General features: G+C 71.2%; 22 protein-coding genes. 15 read left to right on the plus strand and 7 right to left on the minus strand.

Features of this window, described 5'->3' with window-relative positions:
• Window position 1: 1 nt before the first annotated feature.
• The 3 genes from ACPYN5_RS06745 to ACPYN5_RS06755 all read right to left on the minus strand — a co-directional run bounded on the left by ACPYN5_RS06745 (window position 2) and on the right by ACPYN5_RS06755 (window position 3,142).
• Window positions 2-943: a PDR/VanB family oxidoreductase gene (locus ACPYN5_RS06745; protein ID WP_424448204.1), complete on the minus strand. Its 942-nt coding sequence runs from the start codon at window positions 941-943 to the stop codon at window positions 2-4.
• Window positions 944-1,570 (minus strand): MSMEG_1061 family FMN-dependent PPOX-type flavoprotein, encoded by a 627-nt coding sequence (locus tag ACPYN5_RS06750; protein WP_424448205.1) that lies wholly within the window; start codon window positions 1,568-1,570, stop codon window positions 944-946.
• A gap of 90 nt (window positions 1,571-1,660) precedes the next feature.
• A complete protein-coding gene (locus ACPYN5_RS06755) occupies window positions 1,661-3,142 on the minus strand; it encodes a PucR family transcriptional regulator (protein WP_424448206.1) in 1,482 nt (493 codons plus the stop codon).
• Between the two features lie 73 nt (window positions 3,143-3,215).
• On the opposite strand from ACPYN5_RS06755, the gene ACPYN5_RS06760 reads away from it, so the two are divergent.
• The 15 genes from ACPYN5_RS06760 to ACPYN5_RS06830 all read left to right on the plus strand — a co-directional run bounded on the left by ACPYN5_RS06760 (window position 3,216) and on the right by ACPYN5_RS06830 (window position 18,293).
• Complete coding sequence (locus ACPYN5_RS06760) at window positions 3,216-4,322, plus strand: DUF917 domain-containing protein (protein ID WP_424448207.1); 1,107 nt, start codon at window positions 3,216-3,218, stop codon at window positions 4,320-4,322.
• Window positions 4,319-5,899, plus strand: a complete 1,581-nt coding sequence (locus ACPYN5_RS06765; RefSeq protein WP_424448208.1) for a hydantoinase/oxoprolinase N-terminal domain-containing protein — start codon at window positions 4,319-4,321, stop codon at window positions 5,897-5,899. The genes ACPYN5_RS06760 and ACPYN5_RS06765 overlap by 4 nt, the downstream gene beginning before the upstream one ends.
• Window positions 5,900-5,937: 38 nt before the next feature.
• Window positions 5,938-7,521: an ABC transporter substrate-binding protein gene (locus tag ACPYN5_RS06770; RefSeq protein ID WP_424448209.1), complete on the plus strand. Its 1,584-nt coding sequence runs from the start codon at window positions 5,938-5,940 to the stop codon at window positions 7,519-7,521.
• Between the two features lie 10 nt (window positions 7,522-7,531).
• The gene (locus ACPYN5_RS06775; RefSeq protein ID WP_424448210.1) at window positions 7,532-8,551 is read left to right on the plus strand and encodes an ABC transporter permease; all 1,020 of its coding nucleotides are present in this window, start codon (window positions 7,532-7,534) and stop codon (window positions 8,549-8,551) included.
• Between the two features lie 10 nt (window positions 8,552-8,561).
• Entirely contained in the window at window positions 8,562-10,457 is a 1,896-nt protein-coding gene (locus tag ACPYN5_RS06780; protein ID WP_424448211.1) for a dipeptide/oligopeptide/nickel ABC transporter permease/ATP-binding protein, read from the plus strand.
• Window positions 10,454-11,227, plus strand: a complete 774-nt coding sequence (locus ACPYN5_RS06785; protein ID WP_424448212.1) for an ABC transporter ATP-binding protein — start codon at window positions 10,454-10,456, stop codon at window positions 11,225-11,227. The genes ACPYN5_RS06780 and ACPYN5_RS06785 overlap by 4 nt, the downstream gene beginning before the upstream one ends.
• Window positions 11,228-11,234: 7 nt before the next feature.
• Window positions 11,235-12,419, plus strand: coding sequence for a M20 metallopeptidase family protein (locus ACPYN5_RS06790; RefSeq protein WP_424448213.1), 1,185 nt, complete (start codon window positions 11,235-11,237; stop codon window positions 12,417-12,419).
• A gap of 183 nt (window positions 12,420-12,602) precedes the next feature.
• The gene (locus ACPYN5_RS06795; protein WP_424448251.1) at window positions 12,603-13,724 is read left to right on the plus strand and encodes a TadA family conjugal transfer-associated ATPase; all 1,122 of its coding nucleotides are present in this window, start codon (window positions 12,603-12,605) and stop codon (window positions 13,722-13,724) included.
• A complete protein-coding gene (locus ACPYN5_RS06800; protein ID WP_424448214.1) occupies window positions 13,721-14,584 on the plus strand; it encodes a type II secretion system F family protein in 864 nt (287 codons plus the stop codon). The genes ACPYN5_RS06795 and ACPYN5_RS06800 overlap by 4 nt, the downstream gene beginning before the upstream one ends.
• Window positions 14,581-15,498: a type II secretion system F family protein gene (locus ACPYN5_RS06805; RefSeq protein WP_424448215.1), complete on the plus strand. Its 918-nt coding sequence runs from the start codon at window positions 14,581-14,583 to the stop codon at window positions 15,496-15,498. Before ACPYN5_RS06800 ends, ACPYN5_RS06805 begins: the two co-directional genes overlap by 4 nt.
• 60 nt (window positions 15,499-15,558) lie before the next feature.
• The gene (locus ACPYN5_RS06810) at window positions 15,559-15,774 is read left to right on the plus strand and encodes a hypothetical protein (RefSeq protein WP_424448216.1); all 216 of its coding nucleotides are present in this window, start codon (window positions 15,559-15,561) and stop codon (window positions 15,772-15,774) included.
• A 1-nt stretch (window position 15,775) separates the two neighbouring features.
• On the plus strand, window positions 15,776-16,162 hold the full coding sequence (locus tag ACPYN5_RS06815) for a TadE/TadG family type IV pilus assembly protein (protein WP_424448217.1): 387 nt from the start codon (window positions 15,776-15,778) through the stop codon (window positions 16,160-16,162).
• Window positions 16,163-16,184: 22 nt separating this feature from the next.
• Window positions 16,185-16,613 (plus strand): TadE family protein, encoded by a 429-nt coding sequence (locus ACPYN5_RS06820; RefSeq protein ID WP_424448218.1) that lies wholly within the window; start codon window positions 16,185-16,187, stop codon window positions 16,611-16,613.
• A 32-nt stretch (window positions 16,614-16,645) separates the two neighbouring features.
• On the plus strand, window positions 16,646-17,026 hold the full coding sequence (locus ACPYN5_RS06825; RefSeq protein WP_424448219.1) for a pilus assembly protein TadG-related protein: 381 nt from the start codon (window positions 16,646-16,648) through the stop codon (window positions 17,024-17,026).
• A gap of 97 nt (window positions 17,027-17,123) precedes the next feature.
• Window positions 17,124-18,293, plus strand: a complete 1,170-nt coding sequence (locus tag ACPYN5_RS06830; RefSeq protein ID WP_424448220.1) for a PP2C family protein-serine/threonine phosphatase — start codon at window positions 17,124-17,126, stop codon at window positions 18,291-18,293.
• A gap of 21 nt (window positions 18,294-18,314) precedes the next feature.
• On the opposite strand, the gene opgC is transcribed toward ACPYN5_RS06830, so the two are convergent.
• The 4 genes from opgC to ACPYN5_RS06850 are packed head-to-tail and all read right to left on the minus strand — an operon-like array spanning window position 18,315 to window position 23,597.
• The gene (opgC, locus tag ACPYN5_RS06835) at window positions 18,315-20,843 is read right to left on the minus strand and encodes an OpgC domain-containing protein (RefSeq protein WP_424448221.1); all 2,529 of its coding nucleotides are present in this window, start codon (window positions 20,841-20,843) and stop codon (window positions 18,315-18,317) included.
• Window positions 20,840-21,259, minus strand: coding sequence for an ATP-binding protein (locus ACPYN5_RS06840; RefSeq protein ID WP_424448222.1), 420 nt, complete (start codon window positions 21,257-21,259; stop codon window positions 20,840-20,842). The genes opgC and ACPYN5_RS06840 overlap by 4 nt, the downstream gene beginning before the upstream one ends.
• Window positions 21,252-21,587: an STAS domain-containing protein gene (locus tag ACPYN5_RS06845; RefSeq protein WP_424448223.1), complete on the minus strand. Its 336-nt coding sequence runs from the start codon at window positions 21,585-21,587 to the stop codon at window positions 21,252-21,254. The genes ACPYN5_RS06840 and ACPYN5_RS06845 overlap by 8 nt, the downstream gene beginning before the upstream one ends.
• 3 nt (window positions 21,588-21,590) lie before the next feature.
• Window positions 21,591-23,597: a glycosyltransferase family 2 protein gene (locus ACPYN5_RS06850; protein ID WP_424448224.1), complete on the minus strand. Its 2,007-nt coding sequence runs from the start codon at window positions 23,595-23,597 to the stop codon at window positions 21,591-21,593.
• Window positions 23,598-23,630 lie beyond the last annotated feature (33 nt).

Raw genomic sequence — 23,630 nt, forward strand, 5'->3', positions numbered from 1 at the left:
GTCAGATGTCGACGGACAGGGCGGGGCCGATCGATCGCGAGACGCACGGGTGGATGACGGCGTCTCCCGTCGTGCCCAGCGAATCCCGGTGCTCGGGCGACCCCGCCGTGACGCGCAGCGCACAGGAGCCGCACACGCCACGGAGGCATGAGCCGGGTGCATCGATGCCCGCGCCGCGCAGGGCCTGCAGCATCGACCATTCCGCCGGGACGACGACCTCGAGCTGAGAGCGCTTCGCAACGACCGTGAAGGGCTGATCGGGACCGAACACGCGGGGCACGGGCTCGAAGCGCTCCATATGCAGCTGCGCACCGAGCGGGAGGGCGTCGCGGAGGATCTCGAGCGCATCGGCGAACCGCTGCGGTCCGCACGCGTAGACCGCGGTGCCGGGCGCGAGCGACGCGATCACGGCGCGCAGGTCGAGTCGTCCCTCGCTGCCGCTGAGGTGGAGCCGCACGCGGTCGCCGAGCGCCTCGAGCTCGTCGGCGAAGGCGACGTGCGCAGCCTCGCGGGCCAGGTAGACGAGATGCCAGTCCGCTCCAACGGCGGCGAGGCGGCGCGCCATGGCGAGGATGGGCGTGATGCCGATGCCCGCGGCGAGCAGCAGGTAGGCGGGTGCGGTCTCGAGGGCGAAGAGATTGCGCGGTGGCCGCACCCACACCCGCCGCCCCGGACGCAGGTGGGTGTGGATGTAGTGCGACCCGCCGCGCGAGAGCGGCTCGTGCAGCACACCGATGCGATACGACGTCGCGTCGGCGGGATCGCCGCAGAGCGAGTACTGACGCTCCTGCCGGGTGATGAGCTGGAGGTCGACGTGCGCTCCGGGCTCCCAGCCGGGCAGGTCGTCACCGTCGGGGTGGGTGAGACGGACGCTGACGATCGACGGCGTCTGCCGCCGGATGTCGCTCACCACGAGCGGCATCATGTCGCTGCGGTCACGCATTCAGTACAGCACCCGGTTGCCCGCCGCGACCGAACGGTCGATCGCGTCGCCCACCTCCGCATCGAGCCCCGACATGCTCGCCCAGATCGCGCCCGACGTCGGGACCTCAGCGGCCAGGTCCTGCATCTCGGCGTCCCAGATCCCGCCGCGAAGCAGCGCCCGGCCGCAGTGCAGGTACACCTCCTCGGTGCGCACCACAACGGCGAGCTCGGGAACGGAATGGTCCTGTTCGAGCATCGTCAGCAGATCCGGGTCGTCGGTGATGTAGGCGGTTCCGTTGATGCGGAGGGTCTCGCTCATCCCGGGGACGAAGCACAGCAGGCCGATGTGCGGGTTCTCGAGCATGTTGCGGAACGAGTCGACCAGGCGGTTGCCGAGCCGGTCGGGGATCACGAGGGTGCGACGGTCGAGGGCGCGGACGAATCCGGGGTAGTCACCGCGCGGCGAGCAGTCGCAGGCCCCGTCGGCATCCGCCGTCGAGAGGCAGAGGAACGGCGAGTGCGCGAGGAAGCGCAGGCAGTTGTCGTCGAGGTGGTCGAGGATCTTATCGACGGCCGCCTGACTCGGCTCGCCCAGCTTGGCCCGGATCCCGGCCAGGTCGACCCGCGTGAATTCCCTGTAGAGCATCCTTCGACGATAGGCGACCATATCGAGCACGCAAGGTGCTGGCAGCACAGCGTTGTGAGCGAGGATGTGCCATCGCCACAGGGCGCCGACTCAGCGACTGGCTCCGAGCAGGCGTACGCGGCAGGCGAGCTCCACGGCGAAGCGCACGTCGGGATCGTCCAGGTCGAGCTGGAGCACCTCGCGGATGCGCTTGAGGCGGTAGCCCACGGCATTGGGATGCAGATTGAGCTCGCGGCCCGCGTTGGCGAGGGAGTTGCGGTGCGCGAGATAGGCGAGCAGCGTGCGCACCGAGGTCGCGGCGCGTTCCGGGCCGAGCGCGTCGAGCGGTTCGAGCACGTCCCCCAGCAGGCTGCGGCTGATCGGGGAGGCGTAGAAGTCGAGCAGTACGCGGCGAAGCCCCGTCACGTCGGTGAGCTCAACGCCGCCCGGGCGTCCCGCGGCGACGGCCGAGTCGGCCGCGATCCGCGCCTCGGCCGCGGACTGACGCAGTCCGATCGCTCCGAGCTGCGGCGTGCCGAGCCCCAGCGTGTACGCCCACCCGGTGCCGGCGAGACGCTGCGCGTGACGCTGCAGTCGTTCGCCGACCTCGCGCAGGCGACGCTGATGGTCGCCGGCTCCGTGCTCCTCGGTGCTGACGAGCAGCATGTCCTCCTGGATGAAGGCGACGTGCCACATCTCGTCGCGGCCCTCCACCAGCTGCAGGGCGAACAGCTCGAGAGCCGGTTCCACGCCGCGCGGCGGCCGAGCGTCGGGATCGCCGATCGCGGTGGGCTTCAGCCAGCCGACGACGTGCGACAGCGGCAGAGGGAAGCCGAGCCGCGCGGCCTGCCCGACGAACGCCTCGACGCGCGACGACTCGGCCAGCACCAGTTCGACGAGCAGGTCGGCGCGTGACTGGGTGGGCGCGTACCGGTCGCGCAGCTGCCGCTGCGTGGCGCGCGAGACGAGCGAGGCGATGACCGGTCGCGCGACATCCGCGGCGGGGTCGGCCCGATCGGCCACGAGGCGACCGATCGGCACCTCGCCGACGCAGACGGCGTCGTTGTCGCTCCACAGCGCCGTCGGGTCCTCGGCGAGCGTGAGACCCACCCCGAGGGCGCGCCCGCCGGCGGCGAGGATCGCCTCGACCGACCCGTCGGCCGACGATGCCGCGGCGGTCGCCTGCTCGATCGCGTAGGCGGCGCGGGTCATCGCCTCGGACGCGCCGGCGGACAGCAGCCGGTCGATCGCGACCGCGAGATCCGACGGCTTGGCCCCTGCGGCGGCGAGCACCGGCACACGTCCGCGTTCGGCGAGGGCCGCCGCGGTCTCCGCGAGCGCGAGGTCGAGTGTGAACACGAGGCCGGCGAGCCCCCTCGCACTCGCGCGCCGGAGCGCGACGTCGAGGCGGTAGGGAGCCGGGTTGTCCGATCCGGGGATGATCGCGAGCGTTCCCGATGCGAGGGAGTCGAGCGAGTCGAGGGTTGCGATGTCGACCGCTTCGATCGCCGTGCCGGTCGACGGGCCCGCTGCGAGACGGATACCGAGCCGCTCCTGCTCGCCGAGGAGATCACGGACGCTCAACTGTGCCATGGACCCAAGTGTGCATGATTCTCTGGAGTGACGGCACATTGTCGGCGCGTGAATCGCTCCCTACTGTCGGAGCATGGTCCACGTCTCCACCCACACCTCGACACGCGAACGGCTGCGGTCCGTCCGCGCCGACGACGTCGCCGCCCTCGCCGCGGGATGCGCCGTCTTCGGCACCGGCGGCGGCGGCGCGGTCTACACCTCGCAGCTCGCGACCGAGCGGGCGCTCGAGGCCGCGGGGCCGGTCGAGCTCGTCACGGTCGAGGAGCTCGATGCCGACGACGCGATCATCATCATGTCGGGCATCGGAGCCCCCACCGTCGGCATCGAGATGCTGTCGTCGACGAACCAGATCGACGCGCTGCTGGCGGGAGCCGAAGCCGCCGCCGGTCGCCGGATCACGACCCTCATGGCGGCGGAGATCGGCGGCAGCAACGGTGTCAGCCCGGTCGGATGGGCCGCGCGGCTCGGTCTGAAGTTCCTCGACGCGGACGGCATGGGACGGGCGTTCCCGGAGGCGACGATGATCGCGATGAATGTCGCGGGTGTGCCGTGCGACTTCGCGGTGATGGCGGATGTCGTGGGCAACGTGGTGACGATGCGCACTGTCGACCTCGCGTGGCTCGAGCGGCACGCGCGGGCCGTGACAGTGGCCAGCGGCGGCCTCTGCCTGGGAGCGCACTACCCGCTGACGGCGGCGACAGCTCGGGGTGCGGTGATCGAGGGCACGGTCAGCGCCGCGATCCGCGTCGGTCGTGCGCTGCTGTCGGCCTCCGAGCCGGTGCGAGCGGTGGCCGACGAGCTCGACGCCGCCGTCCTCATCGCGGGCAAGGTGATCGACGTCGCCCGTCGCACCGAGGGCGGCTTCGTCCGCGGCTCGGTCACGATCGCCGGCGTCGGCGCTGACCGCGGCCGACTGCAGCGCATCGAACTGCAGAACGAGAATCTCATCGTCCTCGAAGACGGCGAGGTGCTCGCGACGGTGCCCGACCTCGTCACGATCGTCGACTCCGAGACGGGACACGCCATCTCGACGGAGATGCTGCGGTTCGGGCAGCGCGTCTCTGTGCTCGCCTGGGCGTGCGATCCGCTGTGGCGCACCGAGCGCGGTCTCGAGCTCGCCGGGCCAGCCGCCTTCGGCTACGACCTGCCCTACGTCCCGTTCGAGGGAGGACAGCGATGACCGCGCCGCGCACCCTGTCGATCGGCGTCGACGTCGGCGGCACGAACACCGATGCCGTCGTGCTCGACGACCGGGGGACCGTCCTCGCCGCGACGAAGCAGCCGACGACGGCGGACGTCACCGGCGGCATCCGGGCGAGCATCGCCGACGTGCTGGCACAGCTCGGCGAGCGCCGCGACGACGTCGCCCGCGTCATGCTCGGAACCACGCACGCGACCAATGCCATCGTCAGCCGTCGCGAGCTCGGCCGGGTCGCCATGGTGCGCCTCGGCGCTCCTGCGGCCACCGAGTACCCGCCCCTGAGCGGGTGGCCCGCCGATCTCACGACGATCGCTCTCGCGGGCACCGCCATGCTCGGCGGCGGACACATGGTCGACGGCACGCCCATCGCCCCGCTCGACCGCGACGGCGTCCTCCGATTCCTCGACGGGCTCGGCGGCTTCGACGCGGTGGCCGTCGCGGGCATCTTCAGTCCGTCGTTCCCCGAACAGGAGCTCGAGGTCGCCGCGCTGATCCGCGAGCACTTCGGCCCTGACGCGCAGGTGTTCCTGAGCCAGGACATCGGGCCGATCGGGCTGCTCGAGCGCGAGAACGCGACGGCGCTCAACGCCGCGCTGCACGGTGTCGCCCGATCGGTCACGCGGGCCCTGCTGACCGTCGTCGACGAGCAGGGGCTCGACGCGGTCACCTATTTCGCTCAGAACGACGGCACCCTGATGTCGCTCGACTACGCGGCGCAGTATCCGGTGCTGACCATCGGGTCGGGTCCGGCGAACTCCATCCGGGGCGCCGCCTACCTCTCGGGCGCCGACGACGCGATCGTCGTCGACGTCGGCGGCACGACGTCGGATCTCGGCGTGCTCGTCAACGGCTTCCCCCGAGAGTCGACGCTGCCGCGCGAGATCGGCGGCGTGCGCACCAACTTCCGGATGCCCGACATCCTCAGCGTCGGCATCGGCGGGGGCACCGTCGTCGATCCCGCCTCAGGGCGGGTGGGACCGGCATCCGTCGGCTACCGGATCGAGCACGAGGCCCTGCTGTTCGGCGGAGCCACCCCGACGCTGACGGATGCCGCTGTGCTCGCGGGCGCATCGGTCGACGGCCGCGCCCTCCCGCCACTGCCGGGCACGACGCGCTCAGCGCTGCGGTCCGCCCTCGCCGTCGCGCAAGAGCGGCTCGAAGAAGCGGTGGAGCGCCTTTCGCTCGGGCGGCTCGACCTGCCGCTCGTGGTCGTCGGCGGGGGAGCGTTCCTCGTCCCCGACGACCTGCCCGGCGCGGGACCGGTCATCCGTCCCGAGCACGGCGGGGTCGCCAACGCCGTCGGCGCGGCGATCTCGCTCGCCGGCGGTCGCGCCGATCAGATGAGCGACGTCGAGGATCGGGACGCCGCCATCGAGGCGGCCTCGCGGGCGGCGATCGCGAAGGCCATCCAGGCCGGCGCCGACCCGTTGCAGGTCGCTGTCGTCGATGTCCTCGAGACCCCCGTCTCGTACACCACGCGTCCCACCGTCAAGGTCTCGGTCAAGGCCGCGGGCCCGCTCGCGCATCTCGGGGCCTACGTCCCCGCCGCGACCTGACAGCTCCACCCCCTGCACCAGCAACCCGAGGAGTAATCATGCACCGACGCACCACCCTGCCGGCGGTCCTCGCCGGCGGCGCGATCCTCGCCCTCGCCCTCGCCGGCTGCTCCGGCGGCGCGCAGGGCGGCGACGAGCCCGTCTCGGGCGGCGTGTTCCGTCACGCCGTCTACCCCGAGGTCGGGAGCATCGAGCCGATGACGGCGAACCAGCCGCAGGAGCTGCAGATCCTGACCTACGCGTACGAAGGCCTCATCTACACCGACGGCGACGGGGTCGAGTACCCCTGGCTCGCCGACTCGTGGGAGATCGGGGAGGACGGTCGGTCCGTCTCGTTCCAGCTGAAGGACGGCATCACCTTCCACGACGGCACGCCTTTCGACGGCGCGGTGGCCGCCGCCAACATCAACTATCACGCCGACCCGGCCAACGCGACGGTGCTCGCGGACGTCCTGCCCGCCGGGCTGACCGCGACGGGTGACGGCCTGACGCTCGAGGTGACGGCCGATGCACCCGACCCGTTCCTCGCGAACATCGTCGGCGACATCTTCATGGTCGCGCAGGCAGGACTCGACGACCCCTCGAGCCTCGAGTCGGGCTCGAACGGCACGGGCCTGTACCGGCTGACGGGCGTCGCGGCCGACAAGTACACGTTCGAGACGCGTGACGACTACACCTGGGGCCCCGACGGTCTGACCTCCGAGACTGCGGGCCTTCCCGACGGCCTCGAGGTGTCGGTGGTCACCGACGAGTCCACGCGCGCCAACCTCCTCCTGGCGGGAAGTCTGAACGCCGCCCAGGTGGAGGGCCCGGACGTCGATCGCATCGAGTCCGCCGGCTACACGTATGCCGGGCGCATCAACCCCATCGGGCAGATGCTCTTCAACGAGCGGCCCGACCGTCCGACCTCCGACCCCCTCGTGCGCGAGGCGCTCGTCCTCGGCTTCAACCACGAGGAGGCGACGGAGGTCGTCACCGGCGGGCGCCCCTACGAGCTGACGTCGTGGATCACCGACGCGCCCTTCACGTGCTTCAACGAGGAGCCGGTGTGGGAGCGCCCGTCGTCCGACCCCGAGCGCGCCGCCGAGCTGCTCGACGAGGCCGGGTGGACCGCCGGCGCCGACGGCTCCCGCTCGAAGGACGGCACGCCCCTCAGCATCAACTTCATCTACGACGCGGCGTCGGGCGGTCACGCTTCGGCCGCCGAGCTCGTCGCGGAGGACTGGGACGAGCTCGGCATCGCGACGAACCTGATCGCGATGGACGGCGCCGCCTGGTCGGAGTACCTCTACGAGACCTTCGACTACGACACCGGGTGGATCCAGATCGGCGTCGGCAGCCCCGTCACGCAGGATCTGTTCTACGGCGGCGCGTTCCCCGAGAACGGCGGACTGAACTTCATGGGCGTCGACGATCCCGAATACAACGCCTTCGCCGACCAGGGGCGGGCCGCCGCCAGCCCCGAGGCGGCGTGCGAGTCGTGGAACCAGGCCGAGAAGACCGTCGTCGAGAACTTCCACACCTTCCTGATGGCCGGAACCGAGGCGCCGACCTTCATGAACGGTGCGACGTTCGAGATCACCGACTACATCCAGCCCGTCACGATCCGCATGACCGAGTGAGGAAGCGGCGATGACCACGACAGACCACCGGCCGGAGACGACCGCAGCGATTCCGGCCCGGAGCACGCCGTTGCGGTCGCGCCTCTCGCCGCGCGCCGACTTCGCGCTCCGACGCACCGGGCGCCTCGTCGTCAGCCTGGCTGTCGTGGTCCTCGCCGCGTTCTTCCTCGTCCACCTGGTGCCGGGCGACCCGGTGCGGGCGGCGCTCGGCCCGACGGCCCCCGCGGCCCTCGTCGAGCGCACCCGCGCGGCGCTCGGACTGGACCTGCCGCTGTTCCAGCAGCTCGGCGACCATCTGGCCCGTCTCGCCCGCGGCGACCTCGGAACCTCGATCCAGACGGGCCTGTCGGTGGCCGACACGATCGTCGCGCGCTTCCCGACGACGCTCACGCTGGCTGCCCTCGGGTTCGCCGTCGCCGTCGTCGGCGCCCTGCCGATCGGGATGGGCGCGGCCCTGCTCGCCCGCTCCGGTCGAGGTCGTGCAGCCAACAGCGGGATCGCGGGACTCCTCGGCATCCTGATCGCCGTCCCCGACTTCGTGCTCTCGGTCGGGCTCATCGCGGCGTTCAGCATGGGCATCGCCCTGTTCCCGCCCGCGGGGTGGGGTGACCCCGGCCATGTCGTGCTGCCCGTGCTCGCCCTGGCCCTCGGCCCGATGGCCTACCTCGCCCGGATCGTGCAGGTCGAGATGATCCGCGTGCTCGACTCGACCTACATGGCCACCGCGCGGGCCAAACGCCTGCCGCAACGCATCGTGCTGCTGCGGCACGCCCTGCCCAACATCGTCACGTCGACCTTGACCGTCGGCGGCCTGCTGCTCTCGGGCCTCGTCGCCGGCACCGTGATCATCGAGACCGTGTTCGCCGTCCCGGGGGCGGGGAACACGCTCATCTCCGCCGTCGGGACGAAGGACTACCCGATGATCCAGGGGATGGTGCTCGTGTATGCGGGGCTGGTGCTCGCCGTGAACCTCGTCGTCGACCTCATCCTCATCACCATCGACCCCCGCACGACGATCGCAGAAGGGTGAGTGCGCCGCGATGACGAACACCGTCCCCGGAAGATTCCGCCTCGACCCCGTCACCGTGACCGCGCCTGCGCGCCGCCGGCGCCGTTCGCGCTGGGTGAGCGGCACCGGACTCGCCGCGATCCTCGGCTCCGCCGTGCTGCTGACCATCGCGGTGATCGGTCCCGACGTCTGGACCGAGCCCGCCACGGCGCGCGACATCGCGGACCGGTGGGCCACCGCCGGGCCGGAGCACCCGTTCGGCACCGATGACATCGGGCGCGACATCTTCGCCCGTGTGATGGTCGCGACGCGCCTGTCGCTGCTGCTGACCGCGGGTGCGACCGCCATCCTCATCGGCGGCGGGCTGACCATCGGTCTCGTCGCCGCCATCCTGCCTCGCCGGGCTCGACGGGCGCTGATCTGGGTGATGGACATCCTGCTCGCGTTCCCCTGGCTGCTGCTGGTGCTGTTCTTCTCCGTCATCTGGAACGTCTCGGCCGTCGGGGCGATGCTCGCGATCGGGCTCGCCGGCATCCCGAGCATCACCCGCCTCGTCTACAACATGGCTTCGTCGGTGACCGACCAGGACTACGTGCGGGCGGCGCGCGTCATCGGCGTCGGACCGGTGGGGGTGATGGTGCGGCACATCCTGCCGAACATCGCCAATCCGCTGCTCGTCCAGTCGGCTGCGGCCGCGAGCACGACGCTCCTCTCCTTCGCCGGGCTCTCCTTCCTCGGGCTCGGCGTGCAGCCTCCCGAGTACGACTGGGGCCGGCTGCTCGACGAGGGGCTCGCGCACCTCTACACCAACCCGATGGCGGCCATCGGCCCCGGGATCGCGGTCGTCTTCGCGGCACTCGTGTTCACGATGATCGCCGAGACGGTCGGCGAGCAGCCGGGTCAGGGCCTGCGTGCCTTCGCGAAGGCGTCGCGGGCAGCGGCGCTCGGCCGCCGCGAGGCTCGACGCACCGAAGGGGCCGCGCGGACGACCGGCGCCACGCCGCCGGAGGCGATCGGCGCGCTCGCCGAGGTGCGCGACCTCCGGATCGCGTTCCCCGACGGAGACGGCGGCACGGTCGAACGCGTCCACGGGGTCAGTCTCAGCATCATGCCCGGTGAGATCGTGGGGATCGTGGGGGAGTCGGGCTCCGGGAAGTCGCTGACGGCCATGGCGCTCGCGGGACTCCTCGAGCGCCCCGCCGTCATCACGTCCGAGCGGCGCGTCTTCGACGGCATCGACCTCGACGGCCGGCTCGGCGCGATCGAGCGTCGCCGTCTGGGGGTGGAGATCGGTGTGGTGTTCCAGGACCCGCTGACCTCGCTCAACCCGGCGCTGACGATCGGACGGCAGCTGACCGAGGTTCCCCGCCACCATCTCGGGCTGAGCCGGGCGGCGGCGCGACAGCGCGCGATCGACGGGCTCGACGCCGTCGGCATCCCCGACGCGGCCGGACGGCTGCGCGACTACCCGCACCAGTTCTCGGGCGGCATGCGTCAGCGCGCCATGATCGGCATGGCGCTGACCGGCACGCCGCGGCTCATCATCGCGGACGAGCCGACGACGGCGCTCGACGTGACCGTGCAGCGGCAGGTGCTCGCCGTGCTGCGGCGGGCCCAGCGTGCGACGGGCGCGGGCATCGTCTTCATCTCGCACGACATCGCGCTGGTCTCGGGCTTCTGCGACCGGGTCGTGGTCATGAAGGACGGGGCGATCGTCGAAGAGCTGCCGGCGATGCGCATCCGCGAGAACGCGCGCGATCCGTACACGAAGGGGCTCATCGCCTGCCTCCCCGACATGCGCACCGATCGGACCCAGCCGCTGCCGGTCATCGGCGCGGCGGTCGCGTCCGCCGGCGCTTCCGCCGGCGCGTCGGCCGAGGATGCCGCGCCGGACCGCGAGCTCTCACGTGTGGAGGTGGCGCGATGAGCGCTCTGCAGATCACCGATCTCGTCGTCCGGTACGGCAGCCGCGAGGTGGTCTCCGGCGTCTCGCTCGATGTGCCCGCGGGGCGCACGCTCGGGTTGGTCGGCGAATCGGGGTCCGGGAAGTCGACGGTGGCGAACGCCGTCGTCGGTCTCGCGCCCGTGCACGCCGGCGAGATCCGCGTGCACGGCACGAGCGTGATCGGTCGCGGCGCGGTGTCTCGCGCGGCCCGGCGGCGCCTGCAGTTGGTCTTCCAGGATCCGTTCTCGGCGCTCGATCCGCGGATGTCGGTGGGCGACTCGATCGCCGAGGGGCTCATCGCCAGCCCGCGGTCGTTCAGCCGCGCCGAGCGGCGCGAGCGCGTGGCCGAGGTGCTCCGACAGGTCGAGCTCGACCCCGCGCGGGCCGACGAGCTGCCCCGGGGCTTCTCGGGAGGCCAGCGCCAGCGCATCACGATCGCGCGCGCCCTCGCGAGCGAACCCGACATCCTCATCGCCGACGAGGTGACCTCGGCGCTCGACGTGTCGGTGCAGGGCTCGATCCTGAACCTCCTGCGCGACCTGCAGCAGCGGCTGAATCTGTCGATCCTCTTCATCTCGCACAACCTCGCGGTCGTCCGGTACATCAGCGACGAGATCTGCGTCATGCGCGGCGGGCGGATCGTCGAGGCGGGGCCCACCGAGCAGCTCCTGGCCAACCCCGCCGCGGCTTACACGCGTGAGCTGCTCGAGGCCGTCCCGGTCCTGGGTCGACGCATGGAGTTCGCCGAATGAGACGCTCGTGATCACCGCTCCGCCCGACCTGCTGCCCGCGCTCATCGCCCTCCGGCGGAGCCTGCACGCCGACGCGGAGGTCGGCCTCGTCCTCCCGCGCACGCAGCGGCGCATCCTCGAGGCGCTCGATGGGCTCGGCCTCGAGATCTCGACCGGCGAGCGCCTCACGTCGGTGACGGCGGTGCTCCGCGGCGGCGAGCCCGGCCCGGTCGTGCTGTTGCGCGCCGACATGGACGCGCTGCCGGTCGTGGAGGCGACCGGGCTGGCGTTCGCGTCACCCGACGGTGCGATGCACGCGTGCGGACACGACCTGCACATGGCGGGCCTGGTCGGCGCAGCACGGCTCCTCGCGGCGTGCCGGGACGAGCTCGCCGGCACCGTCGTCTTCATGTTCCAGCCCGGCGAGGAAGGATACGCCGGCGGTCGGATGATGCTCGAGGAGGGCGTGCTCGACGCCGCGGGCGAGCGGCCGGTCGCCGCGTACGCCGTGCACGTGGACTGCACGACGGCCGGTGGGACCGCGGTGACCCGGGCCGGGGCGATCATGGCGAGCGCCAGCGGGATGCGCATCCGGGTGACCGGGACCGGCGGGCACGCCGCCTGGCCCGAGCACGCCGTCGACCCGATGCCGGTCGCCGCCGAGATCGTGCTCGCGATCCAGACGTTCGTCGCGCGCCGCATCCCGGTCTCGGATCCTGCGGTCGTGTCGGTCACGCGCATCTCGTCGGACTCGGCGGCGGGCAACGTGCTGTCGGCGGCGGTCGACATCGAGGCGAACGTGCGCTCGCTGTCGCGCGCGACGCTGCGGCTGGTGCGCGACGAGCTGCCACGGCTCGTCGCCGCGATCGGCGAGGCGCACGGGTGCACCGTGGACGCCGAGTTCATCGACTCCTATCCCGTCACCGTGAACGACCCGGCGGAGACGGGCGAGGTCTTCACGCTCCTCGACGAGGTCTACGGTAAGGCGAACGTCGTGCGCCTGCCGCACCCCTCGATGGCGTCGGAGGACTTCGCGTACGTCCTCGAGGAGGTGCCGGGGACGCTGCTGTTCCTCGGTGTCCGGCCGGAGGAGACCCCGGCCGCCTCGGCGCCCGGCATGCACGCGGCGACGGCCGTGTACGACGACGGACGCCTCGACACCCACGCCGTGGTGCTCGCCGAGCTCGCCCGGCGGCGGCTGCGTCGGTCCTGACCGGTCCCGATCCCGCTCGCACGGTCAGCGGGGGTCGGTGGGGCCGGCGGTCCTCGGCCTGTGGAGAACGCGGGCGGATCGTGGCGCGCGGCGGGCAGGATGCTGCGCGTGAGCACGACCCTTTCCACCCCGCCCGAGGCGGCCCCCGCGGCCTCGGCGCCGCCTCCACCCGGGACCTCGTCGCTGTCGAGTATCGCGGTGCGTGTGCGTGATCGCCTTCGGTCTGAGGGCATCGATCCGGCACGGCGACCCGACGAGGCCGAACGGGTCGCCGTCGCCGAAGTGCGCCGGCACAACGACTTCGCTCTCGCCCGGGGGCTCGAACCGGTCGACGACGAGGACGCCGCGGTACGCCGCGTGATGGCGTCTGTCGCCGGTTACGGCCCGCTGCAGGCGCTGCTCGATGACCCGAGCGTGGAGGAGCTGTGGATCAACGCTCCCGACCGGGTCTTCGTCGCTCGCGGGGGCCGAAGCGAACGCGTCGCGCTCACGCTGACCGAGGCGCAGGTCCGCGATCTGGTCGAACGGATGCTGCACGCGAGCGGGCGCCGCGTCGACCTGAGTCAACCGTTCGCCGATGCATCGCTTCCCGACGGGTCGCGTCTTCATGTCGTCATCCCCGACATCACGCGGCACTGGGCGGTGAACGTCCGCAAGTTCCTGCACACGTTCCGCACCCTCGATGACCTGGTCGCCGCCGGATCCGTTCCGGATGCCGCGGCTGATGTCCTGCGAACGGCGATCACCGGAGGGAGGAACATCATCGTCTCGGGCGCTACGCACGCGGGCAAGACCACGATGCTCAGCGCCATGATCGCCGCAAGCCCTGCCGAGCACCGTGTCGTCACCGTCGAGGAGACCTTCGAACTCGCCGTCGATCTGTCCGACGTCGTCGCCCTTCAGGCCCGCCAGCCGAGCCTCGAGGGTGGCGGAGAGGTGACGCTGCGCCGCCTGGTGAAGGAAGCGCTGCGCATGCGACCCGATCGCCTCGTCGTCGGCGAGGTGCGCGGCGCCGAGGCCCTCGACCTGCTGCTCGCCCTGAACACCGGCGTCCCCGCTGCGGCGACGGTGCACGCGAACTCCGCGGACGACGCTCTCCGGAAGCTGTCGGCGCTTCCGCTGCTCGCGGGCCGCAACATCGACGTCAGGTTCGTGCAGGACGCGCTCGCGGCATCGGTCGATCTCGTGGTCCATTGCGAGTTGCTGCCGTCGGGTCGCAGACGCATCGCCGAGATCGCCTCGCCGACCGGCGCCGTCGTCGACGGGGTGATCCTCACCCGCTCGGTCTACCGGAGCGCGGCATGATCCTCCTCTGCGGTGCGACGCTCGGAGCCGGCCTGGTGCTCATGGTCGCGCCGTGGCTCTGGCCCCGGGAGGAGCGGCGACCCGCCGGTCAGGGGAAGACCCGGGGAATCGGCCGCAGCCTCCTCGAAGGCGCGGGTTTCGCCCATGTGCCGGTGAGCGGGCTCGGCGCAGTCTCCCTCGCCAGCGCGGTGCTAGCCGCGGCCACCGCGTGGCTCGTGACCTCGCTTCCCGCCGTCGCCCTGATCGCGGCCGCGGTGGGGGCACTCGCCCCGACCTCGTGGTTGCGGTCGCGGTCGCGGAGGCTGCGCCGCGGGCGGCGAGGACTCTGGCCCGATGTCTGCGACCTCCTGGTGGCCTCGGTCCGCGCGGGGATGCCGCTCGGCGACGCGGTGTCGTCGATCGCGGAGACCGGGCCCCCGCCCCTTCGCCCCGCGTTCCGCGGGTTCGAGCGCGACCTCGCGGCATCCGGCCACTTCGACACCAGCGCCGCGCGACTGCAAGCCGTCCTCGCCGACCCGATCGCCGATCGCATCGTCGAGACGCTTCGCATGGCGCGACAGGTCGGGGGTACCGAGCTGGTGCCGGTGCTGCAGGCACTGTCGGGGTCGGTACGTGCCGACGCGGCGCTGCGGGCCGAGGTCGAAGCGCGTCAGTCGTGGATCCACGGCGCCGCTGTGCTCGGGCTGATCGCGCCCTGGGTCGTGCTGACCCTTCTGGCGCTTCGTCCCGAGGGTGCACGCGCCTACGCCAGCAGCGAGGGCGCACTTCTCGTCATCGCGGGCGCTGTCGTGTCGTTCGTGGCCTACCGGGTGATGCTGCGCATCGGCCGGCTTCCCGAACCGCGGAGGTGGGCGCGGTGACGGCGGCCTCCGATCTCGCGCTCGCCGTGGTGCTGGGGACGACGCTCGCCTCGGGAGTGGTGCTGACCGCATCCCGCGTGCCGCGCTGGGTCGCCCCGTCGCTCGAGCGCCGCATCGGGCCGTACCTGCGCGACATCGCCGATCCGATCGGCCTGACACCGCTCCGTCCCGCCATGCCGTGGCCGACCGGGTGGGGAGCGGCCCGAGAACGCCTCGAAGCGCGCCTCGGTGAGTCGGCAGCGCTCCGCCGCAGGCTCGTCCGTGCCGGTTGGTCGGTTTCGCCGGGAGCCTTCCGAGCGCGGCAGCTGATGATCGGACTCGCCTGTTTCGCGCTCGGAACCGTGTTGGCGGTGGCCGTCGCGCTCCGGGGCGACGGCAACGGCGCGACGGCGCTGCTTCCCGGGGTGCTCGCCGGCGGCGCGGTGCTCGGTGTCCATGCCGTGCTCGTCCGAGCCGCGGAGCGCAGGATGCGGCAGGTGCGCGAGGAGGTGCCGACCGTGCTGGAGTTCCTCGCCCTGTGTCTGGCAGCGGGGGAGAGCCTCACGGATGCGCTTCGTCGTGTGAGCGACGTGGGGGCGGGCGAGCTGACCGGCCACCTGCGCGCCGCCGTCGTCGCCGCGAGCACCGGTTCGTCGCTCAGCGATGCTCTGCGCGACATGGCCAGGTCACTGGATGTCGCGAGCGTCGACCGAGCCGTCGACCAGCTCGTCGGTGCTATCGAGCGCGGAGCCCCGCTGGCGCACGTGCTGCAGACGCAGGCCGCGGATGCGCGCGAAGACGCCAAGCGTTCGCTCATCGAGCAGGCCGGGCGGAAGGAGATCCTCATGCTCCTGCCGCTGGTCTTCCTCGTGCTGCCGCTCTCGGTCGTGTTCGCGGTGTTCCCCGGGATCGTGATGCTGCGCCTGGGGCTGTGACCGGAAGAGGGATCCCGTCTGGGCCGCTGCGGCCGCGACGAACGAGGAAAGGAAGAGACGATGAGGAGAGCGACTACGAGGAAATCGACCGGGACGTCGAGCGCCGTGCTCCGCGGCGTGATCGGGGGCTTGCGGGGCGACAATCGCGGAGACGTTCCCGGATGGGTGCTGGTGACCCTCATGACGGCAGGGCTCGTCGTGGTGATCTGGGCACTCGCGGGGCCGGCGCTGTCGAACCTGTTCGAGCAGGCCATCGCTCGGGTCTCAGGACTGTGACGTGACCCTCGCGCACGACGAGCGGGGGTCCAGCCCGGCCGAGTTCGTCATGGTCGGGGCGCTGCTCACGCTCCTGACCCTGGCCGTCCTTCAGCTCGGCCTCGCGGCCTACGTCCGAACCGTCGCGCACGACGCGGCGGTGGAGGGGGCGTACCACGCCGCGCTCGCCGATGCGTCGGACGCGGAAGGCGCGGAGCGGGCCCGCGAGATCGTCGAGCGAACAGCCGGTACGGGATTCGTGCAGGATGCGCGGGCGCGGCGTGACGCGTCCGGCGATGGCACCGCTGTGGAGGTGTCGCTTCGGCTCACCCTGCCGCTTGCCGGCCTCGCGGGCGTTCCCGGTGTCTGGGAGGTGACGGGCCGTGCGCCGGTCGATGACCTGGACTGAGACGCGTAAGCCTCACCCGCGGGTGGGAGAAGACGGCTCGGCCTCCCTGGAGTTCCTCACGGCGGGCCTGATCCTCCTCGTCCCCATCGTGTACCTCATCCTCTCGCTGAACGTCGTCCAGTCCCACGCGTTCGCGGCACAGGCCACAGCGCGACACGCGGCCCGCGCGATCGCGGCCGCGACGGATGCCGCACACGCCGACACACGTGCCGCCACCATCGCCGAGGCGGTGGCTGCGGAGTACGCTGTCGCACCGGAAAGCCTCGCGCTCGCCGTCGAGTGCGCCGGCGCCGGCCCGTGTCCGCGCGCGGGGCAGATCATCCGGGTCACCGTGCAGACCGAGGCCGCGCTACCGCTCGTCCCACCCGTGCTGGGCCTCGACCGGATCGCCCGCGTCCCGATCGAGGCGAGCGCGGTGCAGCGGATGCCGCGCCTGTGGGGCGAACCGTGAGTGATCGGCGCCGCCTGGGTGACGAGGGCAGCATGCTGCCGCTCACCCTCGGCTACGCGCTGCTCGCCGTCGTCCTCGTGCTGATCACCATCGATGCGACGAGCCTCTACCTCGCGCACCGGCGGGCTGACACCGTGGCCGACGCCGCAGCGCTGGCGGCATCCGATGCCTTCGCGCTCGTCATCGACGACGGCGCGCCGCGGGCTCTGCTCGACCCTGCCGAGGTGCACGGTCTGGCGGCCGAGGTGGTCGCGGCATCCGGCGACGCGACGCTCGTCGATGCCTCCACCCCGGACGGCATGTCGGCGCGCGTCACCGTCGTGACGGTGTGGCACCCACCGGTGTCGTCGATGTTCGTCCCCGACGGGGTGCGCATCGAGTCGACCGCGACGAGTCGAACCGTGCTGCGGTGAGTCCGAGACACGCGAACGAGCGGGCGCGCTCCTTTCTCGATCGCCGCTCGCTCGTTAGAGTCGAGTGACCGGCTATGTGTGGAGGGGGAGCCCGCTCATGACGCAACAGATCGATGTCGACGACGACGCGGTTTCGCGTCTGGGCCTGATGGACACCGCGCCCGAGGAGCGCTTCGACCGCATCACGCGGCTCGCGCGCGAGATGTTCGACGTCGATTACGCCGTCGTCAACGTCGTGAACTCCGAGACGGTCTTCACGAAGTCGCAACCGGAGGAATCCGACTTCCGCCACACCCCCATCGAGGAGTCGTTCTGCGGCGAGGCGGTCAAGCAGCCCGCGGTGCTCGAGGTCCGCGACGGCCGCGCCGACCCGCGCTTCGCCGACCGTGCGATCGTGGCGGAGCACGGCATCCGCTTCTACGCGGGGTATCCGATCCACACCGATGCGGGCGAGACGGTCGGCACCCTGTGCCTGCTCGACACGGCACCCCGCGACCTCAGCGACGCCGATCGCGACGCATTCGAGCGGTTCGGGCAGTGGGCTCAGGCCGAGATGCGCATGAACGACCCGGAACTCGTTCCGCCCGACGCCGTCGCTGACGACGCCCTGCGAGCCGTGCGAGCCGATCGCCTCGCTGCGGGAGAGGTCCGCCTCGCGGCCCTGGCCATTCCGCACGGACGTGTCAGCGGCGACCGGAGCAGCTGGCAGCAGGTCGGCGATCGCATCATCGTCACCCTCGCCGACGTCATGGGCAAGGGGGAGGAAGCGGGCGGCTTCGCCGAGGAGCTGATCGGTGTGCTCCAGCAGCGCGGACACCTCGAACCCGTCGACGCGATGCTCTCGGTCGAGGACTACGCACGTCACGACGCCCGCTATCGCGAGACTTTCGCGACCCTGTTCCACGCGGTCATCGATACGCGCACCGGCCATGTGTCGTACGTCGACGCCGGGCACGGACTCACACTGCTGCTGCGCGCCGACGGATCGAGCGAGCGGCTGAGCTCGCGGAACCTGCCGCTCGGCCTGCGCCCCTCCGACGCCGACTGGGAAGCGGGGGAGACCGAGGTCACCCACGGCGACCTCATCGTCTCGGTGTCCGACGGCGCGCTCGACGCCTACGACTCCACCCTCGACAGCCTGCGGCAGATCGGCGACGACCTCCGCCGGGCCGCCGGTGCCGACGCGTTCTTCGACGAGCTCTCGATCCGCGTCTCGGAGCACGTCGTCGACGACGACGTCACCGCTGTGGTCATCTCCGTTCGCTGAGTCGCGCCCGCCCTCGCGAGGTCAGCGGGGAATCACCGAGAACAGGAACCGTCGCCGCACCATCAGGTAGATCAGGGCGATCACGGCCGTGTGGATCAGGGTGCCCTGCCAGAAGCTCGCGCGGTCGAGGCCGGGGATGTTCGCGACGGCGAGCACGAAGAACACGTGCACGATGAAGACGTACAGGCTCGCCTGGCCGAGCGGAATCCAGAGCCAGCCCATGACCGCGTTGATCGGCTTCCACGCGACCGTGAGCACGGCGTAGCTGCTCGCCATCACGAGCACCAGATCGAGCAGGCGGCCCCAGTGCAGGTCGATGCGCGGGTAGCCGGAGTCGTACAGCATCCCGTACAGACCCGCGGGGAACGGCGCCGGCTCGAACCCGAAGCTGTCGCCCGCCCAGAGATAGACGAGGAATCCCGCGTAGCCGACGACGAAGACGCCGACGAGGATCTTCCCCGGCGTCGACGTGAGCGCCCGAATGATCTGGCGCCGGTAATACCCGATGACGAGGCCGTGCGTGAACAGCACCTGCCAGGCCAGCAGCGGGAAGACGGCGTTGAACTGCGACGGAAGCGGCGCGAGGTCGGGCCGGACGATGTGCAACGCGTAGAGACCCCAGCTGCCGAGCAGCACGAGCCACCACATCCGGCGGTGGATGAGCCACATGAGGGCGGGATAGGCCAAGCTCAGGACGACGAACAGGCCCATGATGTTGAAGGGCCACGGGCCCATCTCGAGCAGCAGCAGCTGGCGCACCGCGTACCAGGGCGGCGGGTAGTCGAGCAGCCGGTCGGCGTTGGGGTAGAGGTCGTAGACGCGGCCGGTCGTGCTCGTGCCGTCCTCGCCCGTGCCCCGGTCGGTGAAGGTCATGATCGCGGACGCATCGATGAACGGCACGAAGCTCACGATGAAGACCAACAGGATGACGGCGAGCGCGACGAGATACTGCTTGCGCGCTCGACCCCACGCGGCGACCGCTGTCGCCCACTCGCCCCCGCGTTTGACCGCCACCGGGAACACCATCCCCAGCACGACGCCGCTCAGCAGCACGAAGAGTTCGGCTCCCGTGATCGCGCCGATGACGTTGAGTGAGGCGAGGGAGTAGGGGCTGAGAACCTCGATGTGGGTCACGACCACCACGATGATCACGAACCCCCGCATCATGTCGATGCGCAGGTCGCGGGACGCCGATTCGTCGGGGTAGCGCCAGGACGGCAGCATCCGTCCGACGATCCCGGAGACGAGGAACGCGACGGCGAGCACGGCGGCGGTGCCGGTGATCCAGTTCATCTCGTCGTTGCCCTGACGCACCTGGACCGTGCTGGCCGAGCCCTGCTCCGGTGTGATCACCTCGGTGATCGGACTCCACTGCACCTGCCCCGACGCCTCGAGGTCGGCCCGGAACGCGTCCGCGAGCTCGGGCGAGGCCGTCATGCGCCAGTCGACCTCCTGAGCGCCCGCCTCCGCCTCTTCGCGGACGGTCTCGAGCCAGGTGATCGCCGTGATCCTCGGGTGGCTGGGCAGTTCGGCGAGCACCTGCCGCCACCAGCCCTGTTTCACCGCGAGCTCATCGTCGCCGTCGAGCGAGAAGTCGTACAGAGCGCCGGTGTCGAGGAGGAGGTCCCGGTCCTCGCCGCGCGCGAACCGGTCGTAGAAGGTCGCCGACTGGGGCACCGTGTATCCCCAGCGCTCGGCGAAGCGGGCAGCGACCTCTCCCTCGTCGGGAGAGCTGTTCGACTCGAGGGGGACGTCGCGGCCCGCCGCCGCACCGGCCTCGCCCTTGCCGAAGTAGTACATCGTGAGGCCGACCCGGTCGACGGCATCCTGATCGGGGAAGTAGGGGCCGTACGGGTCGTCGGCCTCGGTCAGGAGACCGTCGGAGTCGGTGTCGAGCGCCCGCAGATCTGCGGCGGTGACGTCCTCGAGGCGCCCGTCGGCCCGCTCGAACGGGTAGCCCGCACCGTAGGACGGAGCCCACACCATCTCGGCGCCCGACGTGCCGTCGTGGACGACGTCGGCGACGGTTTCGAAGGCGCGCGCGAACTCTCGCGGCTGTTGACCCCACGAGGTCCACGAGCCGTTCATCTCCGGAGCGAAGCGCACGAGGTGGTGCGTGTCGTAGTCGCCCTGCGTCTTCTCGAGCATCGCGTTGAACGCGGCGGCATCGTCGCGAGTGAGCTCTGCGAGCGGCACCCGCGGCTCCATGCTGAGGATGAGCACGGCGCCCTGGGCGGCGGCGGCCGTCGCAGCGCGCGACCAGTCCTCGCGGGCCGTGTCGTCGAGCGGGTAGGACAGCCGGATGGCGTAGGTCGCGGGCGTCTCGCCGAGCCGGTCGGCGTACCCGTCGGGCCCGTCGGCACCCCAGTCGAGCTCGGCACCGAACCACAGGCCGTCCTGCGTCACGTCGTCGGTCGCGGCGCTCGCGGTGTCGACAGCGGCGGGTCGGGCGTCCACGGCTGTCGACGCGGCCGCGGCAGGGGCGACGAGGAAGGCCGCCGCGGCGGCGAGGGCCATCGCCGACAGCATCCGCTGCAGAGGTCGCCTCACTCGCGGCGGCACTCGAGATTCCACACGTTGCGCCCGTTCTCGTATCGGTAGTCGAGGGAGTCGACGCTCGCGAGCGCGAGGGCGAGCCCCCGGCCGTTCTCGGAATCGGCGTCGGCCATCGTGACGGCACTGAGGTCGAGTTCGGCCGGCTGCGCATCGTCCTGGAAGGTCGCCGTGAGCGTCTCGCGGGTGGCGTACAGGTCGAGGGTGAAGCGGCGACCCTCGGCCCCGCGCGCGGCGACGGAATGCTCGACGATGTTGCCGGCGATCTCGACCACCGCGGTCTCGAAGGCGAAGCGCGTGCGCGGTTCGACATCGCCCGCCTCCTCCCACCACGTGGAGAGCAGGTCGTAGACGGCCTCGACGCTCTCGAGGGAGACCTCGGCGACGAGGGAGCGGTGCACCGTGTCAGCCATCGAGGGCGTCCTGCACCGTGGCCCGCGGCCGAAGCACGCGGTCGAGGTTCGTCAGGCCGAGCACCATCGTCACCTGCTCGCTCGGGGCGGCCAGCCGCAGGTCGCCGCCACTTTGGCGCGCCGTCTTGAGGCAGGCGACGAGGGCGCCGAGTCCGGACGAGTCGATGAACGCGACATCCGAGAGGTCGACGATCACGGGAGCGCCGCTCGCGGCGGCGATCTCTTCGGTCACCCGCTCGCGGAAGGGGCGCGCCGACACCATCGTGAGTCGTCCGTGGGGGCGGACGACCCTCCCGTTCTCGCGTACGTCGATATCGAGGTCGAGCATGGGTCAGGTCTCCTTCAGTTCCAGATGCGCCGGTGGCCGGTAGAGCACGGCGCGGATGATGATGCTGAAGACCATCAGGTCGTACAGCACCCAGACGATGTTGATGAGGGGCGCGATACCCTCGGCCTGCCCGACGGCGTACCGGATGGCGACGGCCACGAGGGAGAGGACGAGTGCGGCCATCGCGATCAGCTGCGGCTTCACGAGGTCCCACCGCGGGCTGTCTTCGGCGGCGCGGGTCTTCGGGGTGACGGCGAACCCGAGAGCCCGTCCGCGGTAGACGTTCGTGAACGCCGTCGTGACGGAACGGATCCAGACGGGGAAGAGCGCGAGGGAGTATTGCGCGCCGCGCCAGGTCGGCCGTCCGTTCGCGACGACGAGGAAGAGCAGCTGGTTGAGCAGGAAGAAGGGGATGAACCTGGCGAAGAAATCGACGCTCCACGCCTGCACCGGCATCACCCCGAAGGAGAGATAGAGCACCGGCGCGGCGATGTAGACGATCCCGGCGAAGCCCGCCAGGTAGCTCCACATCGTGCCGAAGTACATGATCCGCTGGCCCCAGCTGAGCCCGCGCTGCACGAGCGGATTCTCGCGGAACATGACCTGCATCGTCCCCTGCGCCCACCGCAGCCGCTGGGTCAGCATGGTCGGCAGGTCTTCGGGGGCCAGCCCCTCGGCGAGCACCTCGTCGTGATAGACCGAGCGCCATCCCAGGCCGTGGAGCCGCATCGAGGTCGCCATGTCCTCTGTCACCGAGATGGTGGCGAGCGGCATGATCGCCTGAGCCTCCTCGTCCCGGCCGACGTCGAACGTCGAGACGAGCATGCTGATCGACTCGAGCGCGGCCAGGGGGGAGAGACTTCGATCGCCCAGAGCATCGAGGGTCACCTCGTCGATGACCGCCAACGCCTCGGTGTCGGCGGTGAGCTCGGCGAGGGCGCGCAGCTCGTCCTGCAGGCCCGATACGTCCTGATCGCTCAGTTCGCGGCGCACGCGTTCGATGCGGCTCTGGAACGCGTAGGTGACGTCGGCGAGCGCGTCGCCCCGTGCGATCTCGACCTTGACCTGGTCGAGCGCATCCGCCACGGTGTCGAGGGCGGCGGCGATGCGCGGATCGGACCCGTGATCGCGGCGAGCGCGGGCGAGCACGCGTCGGGAGGACCGCACACCGCGGTTGACGGCGAGGGTGACCTCGTCGACGTAGCGCGAGACGCCCAGCTGCATGAGAGCCTCACGGCGCAGGATCGCGTTCGACCCGCAGAAGAACGCCGCGTTCCAGCCGTCCTTCGACTGCTGGATCGGCCCGTAGAAGAGCGGCGCCTGACTGCCGAGCGGGTCGCTGGCCGGCACGTTGACGAACCACTGCGGAGTCTGCACGAGAGCGACCCGATCGTCCATGAACCAGCCGAGGGTGCGATCGAGGATGCGGGGAGAGGGCACCTGGTCAGCGTCGAGGATGAGCAGGAACTCGCCCTCCGTGACCATCAGCGCGTTGTTGATGTTGCCGGCCTTCGCGTGGCGCGGGCGGTCGCGCCACGCCTGCGAGCGCGTGACGACGCCGATCCCCTCGGCTTCCGCGAGCCGGCGGAGCTCCGGGCGGTCGCCGTCGTCGAGGATCCAGGTCTCATGCGGGTAGCGGATCGCCTGCGCGGCGCGCGCCGTGCGCATGACGAGATCCAGCGGCTCGTTGTAGGTGGTCACCAGGACATCGACGGTGACGTCGCGGGTCAGGGGCGGTGCGTCGTGGCGTTCGCGCAATCGCCACGCGCCGATCGCGAAGATGAGGGAATCGATGAGGCTGTACGTCTCCGCGAGCACGAGCGGCACCGCGATCCACCACGCCTCCCAGTTCACGGAGGCGAGCCAGCGCCACACGATGTAGTTCAGGCCGGAGATCGCCGCGAGCAGCACGACGAGGCGGATGAGCGCGAGGCGCCGCGCGGACTTCTTCGATTGGCGCGCAGCATCGCGGCGTGTGCCGTCGCGGCCCAGCGTCGTCTCGACGACCATTGATCTCCCTCGGTGGAGGTCCACATTCCCAGG

It is taken from the genome of Microbacterium arborescens (genome assembly GCF_049707515.1).
Classification (GTDB): domain Bacteria; phylum Actinomycetota; class Actinomycetes; order Actinomycetales; family Microbacteriaceae; genus Microbacterium; species Microbacterium arborescens_B.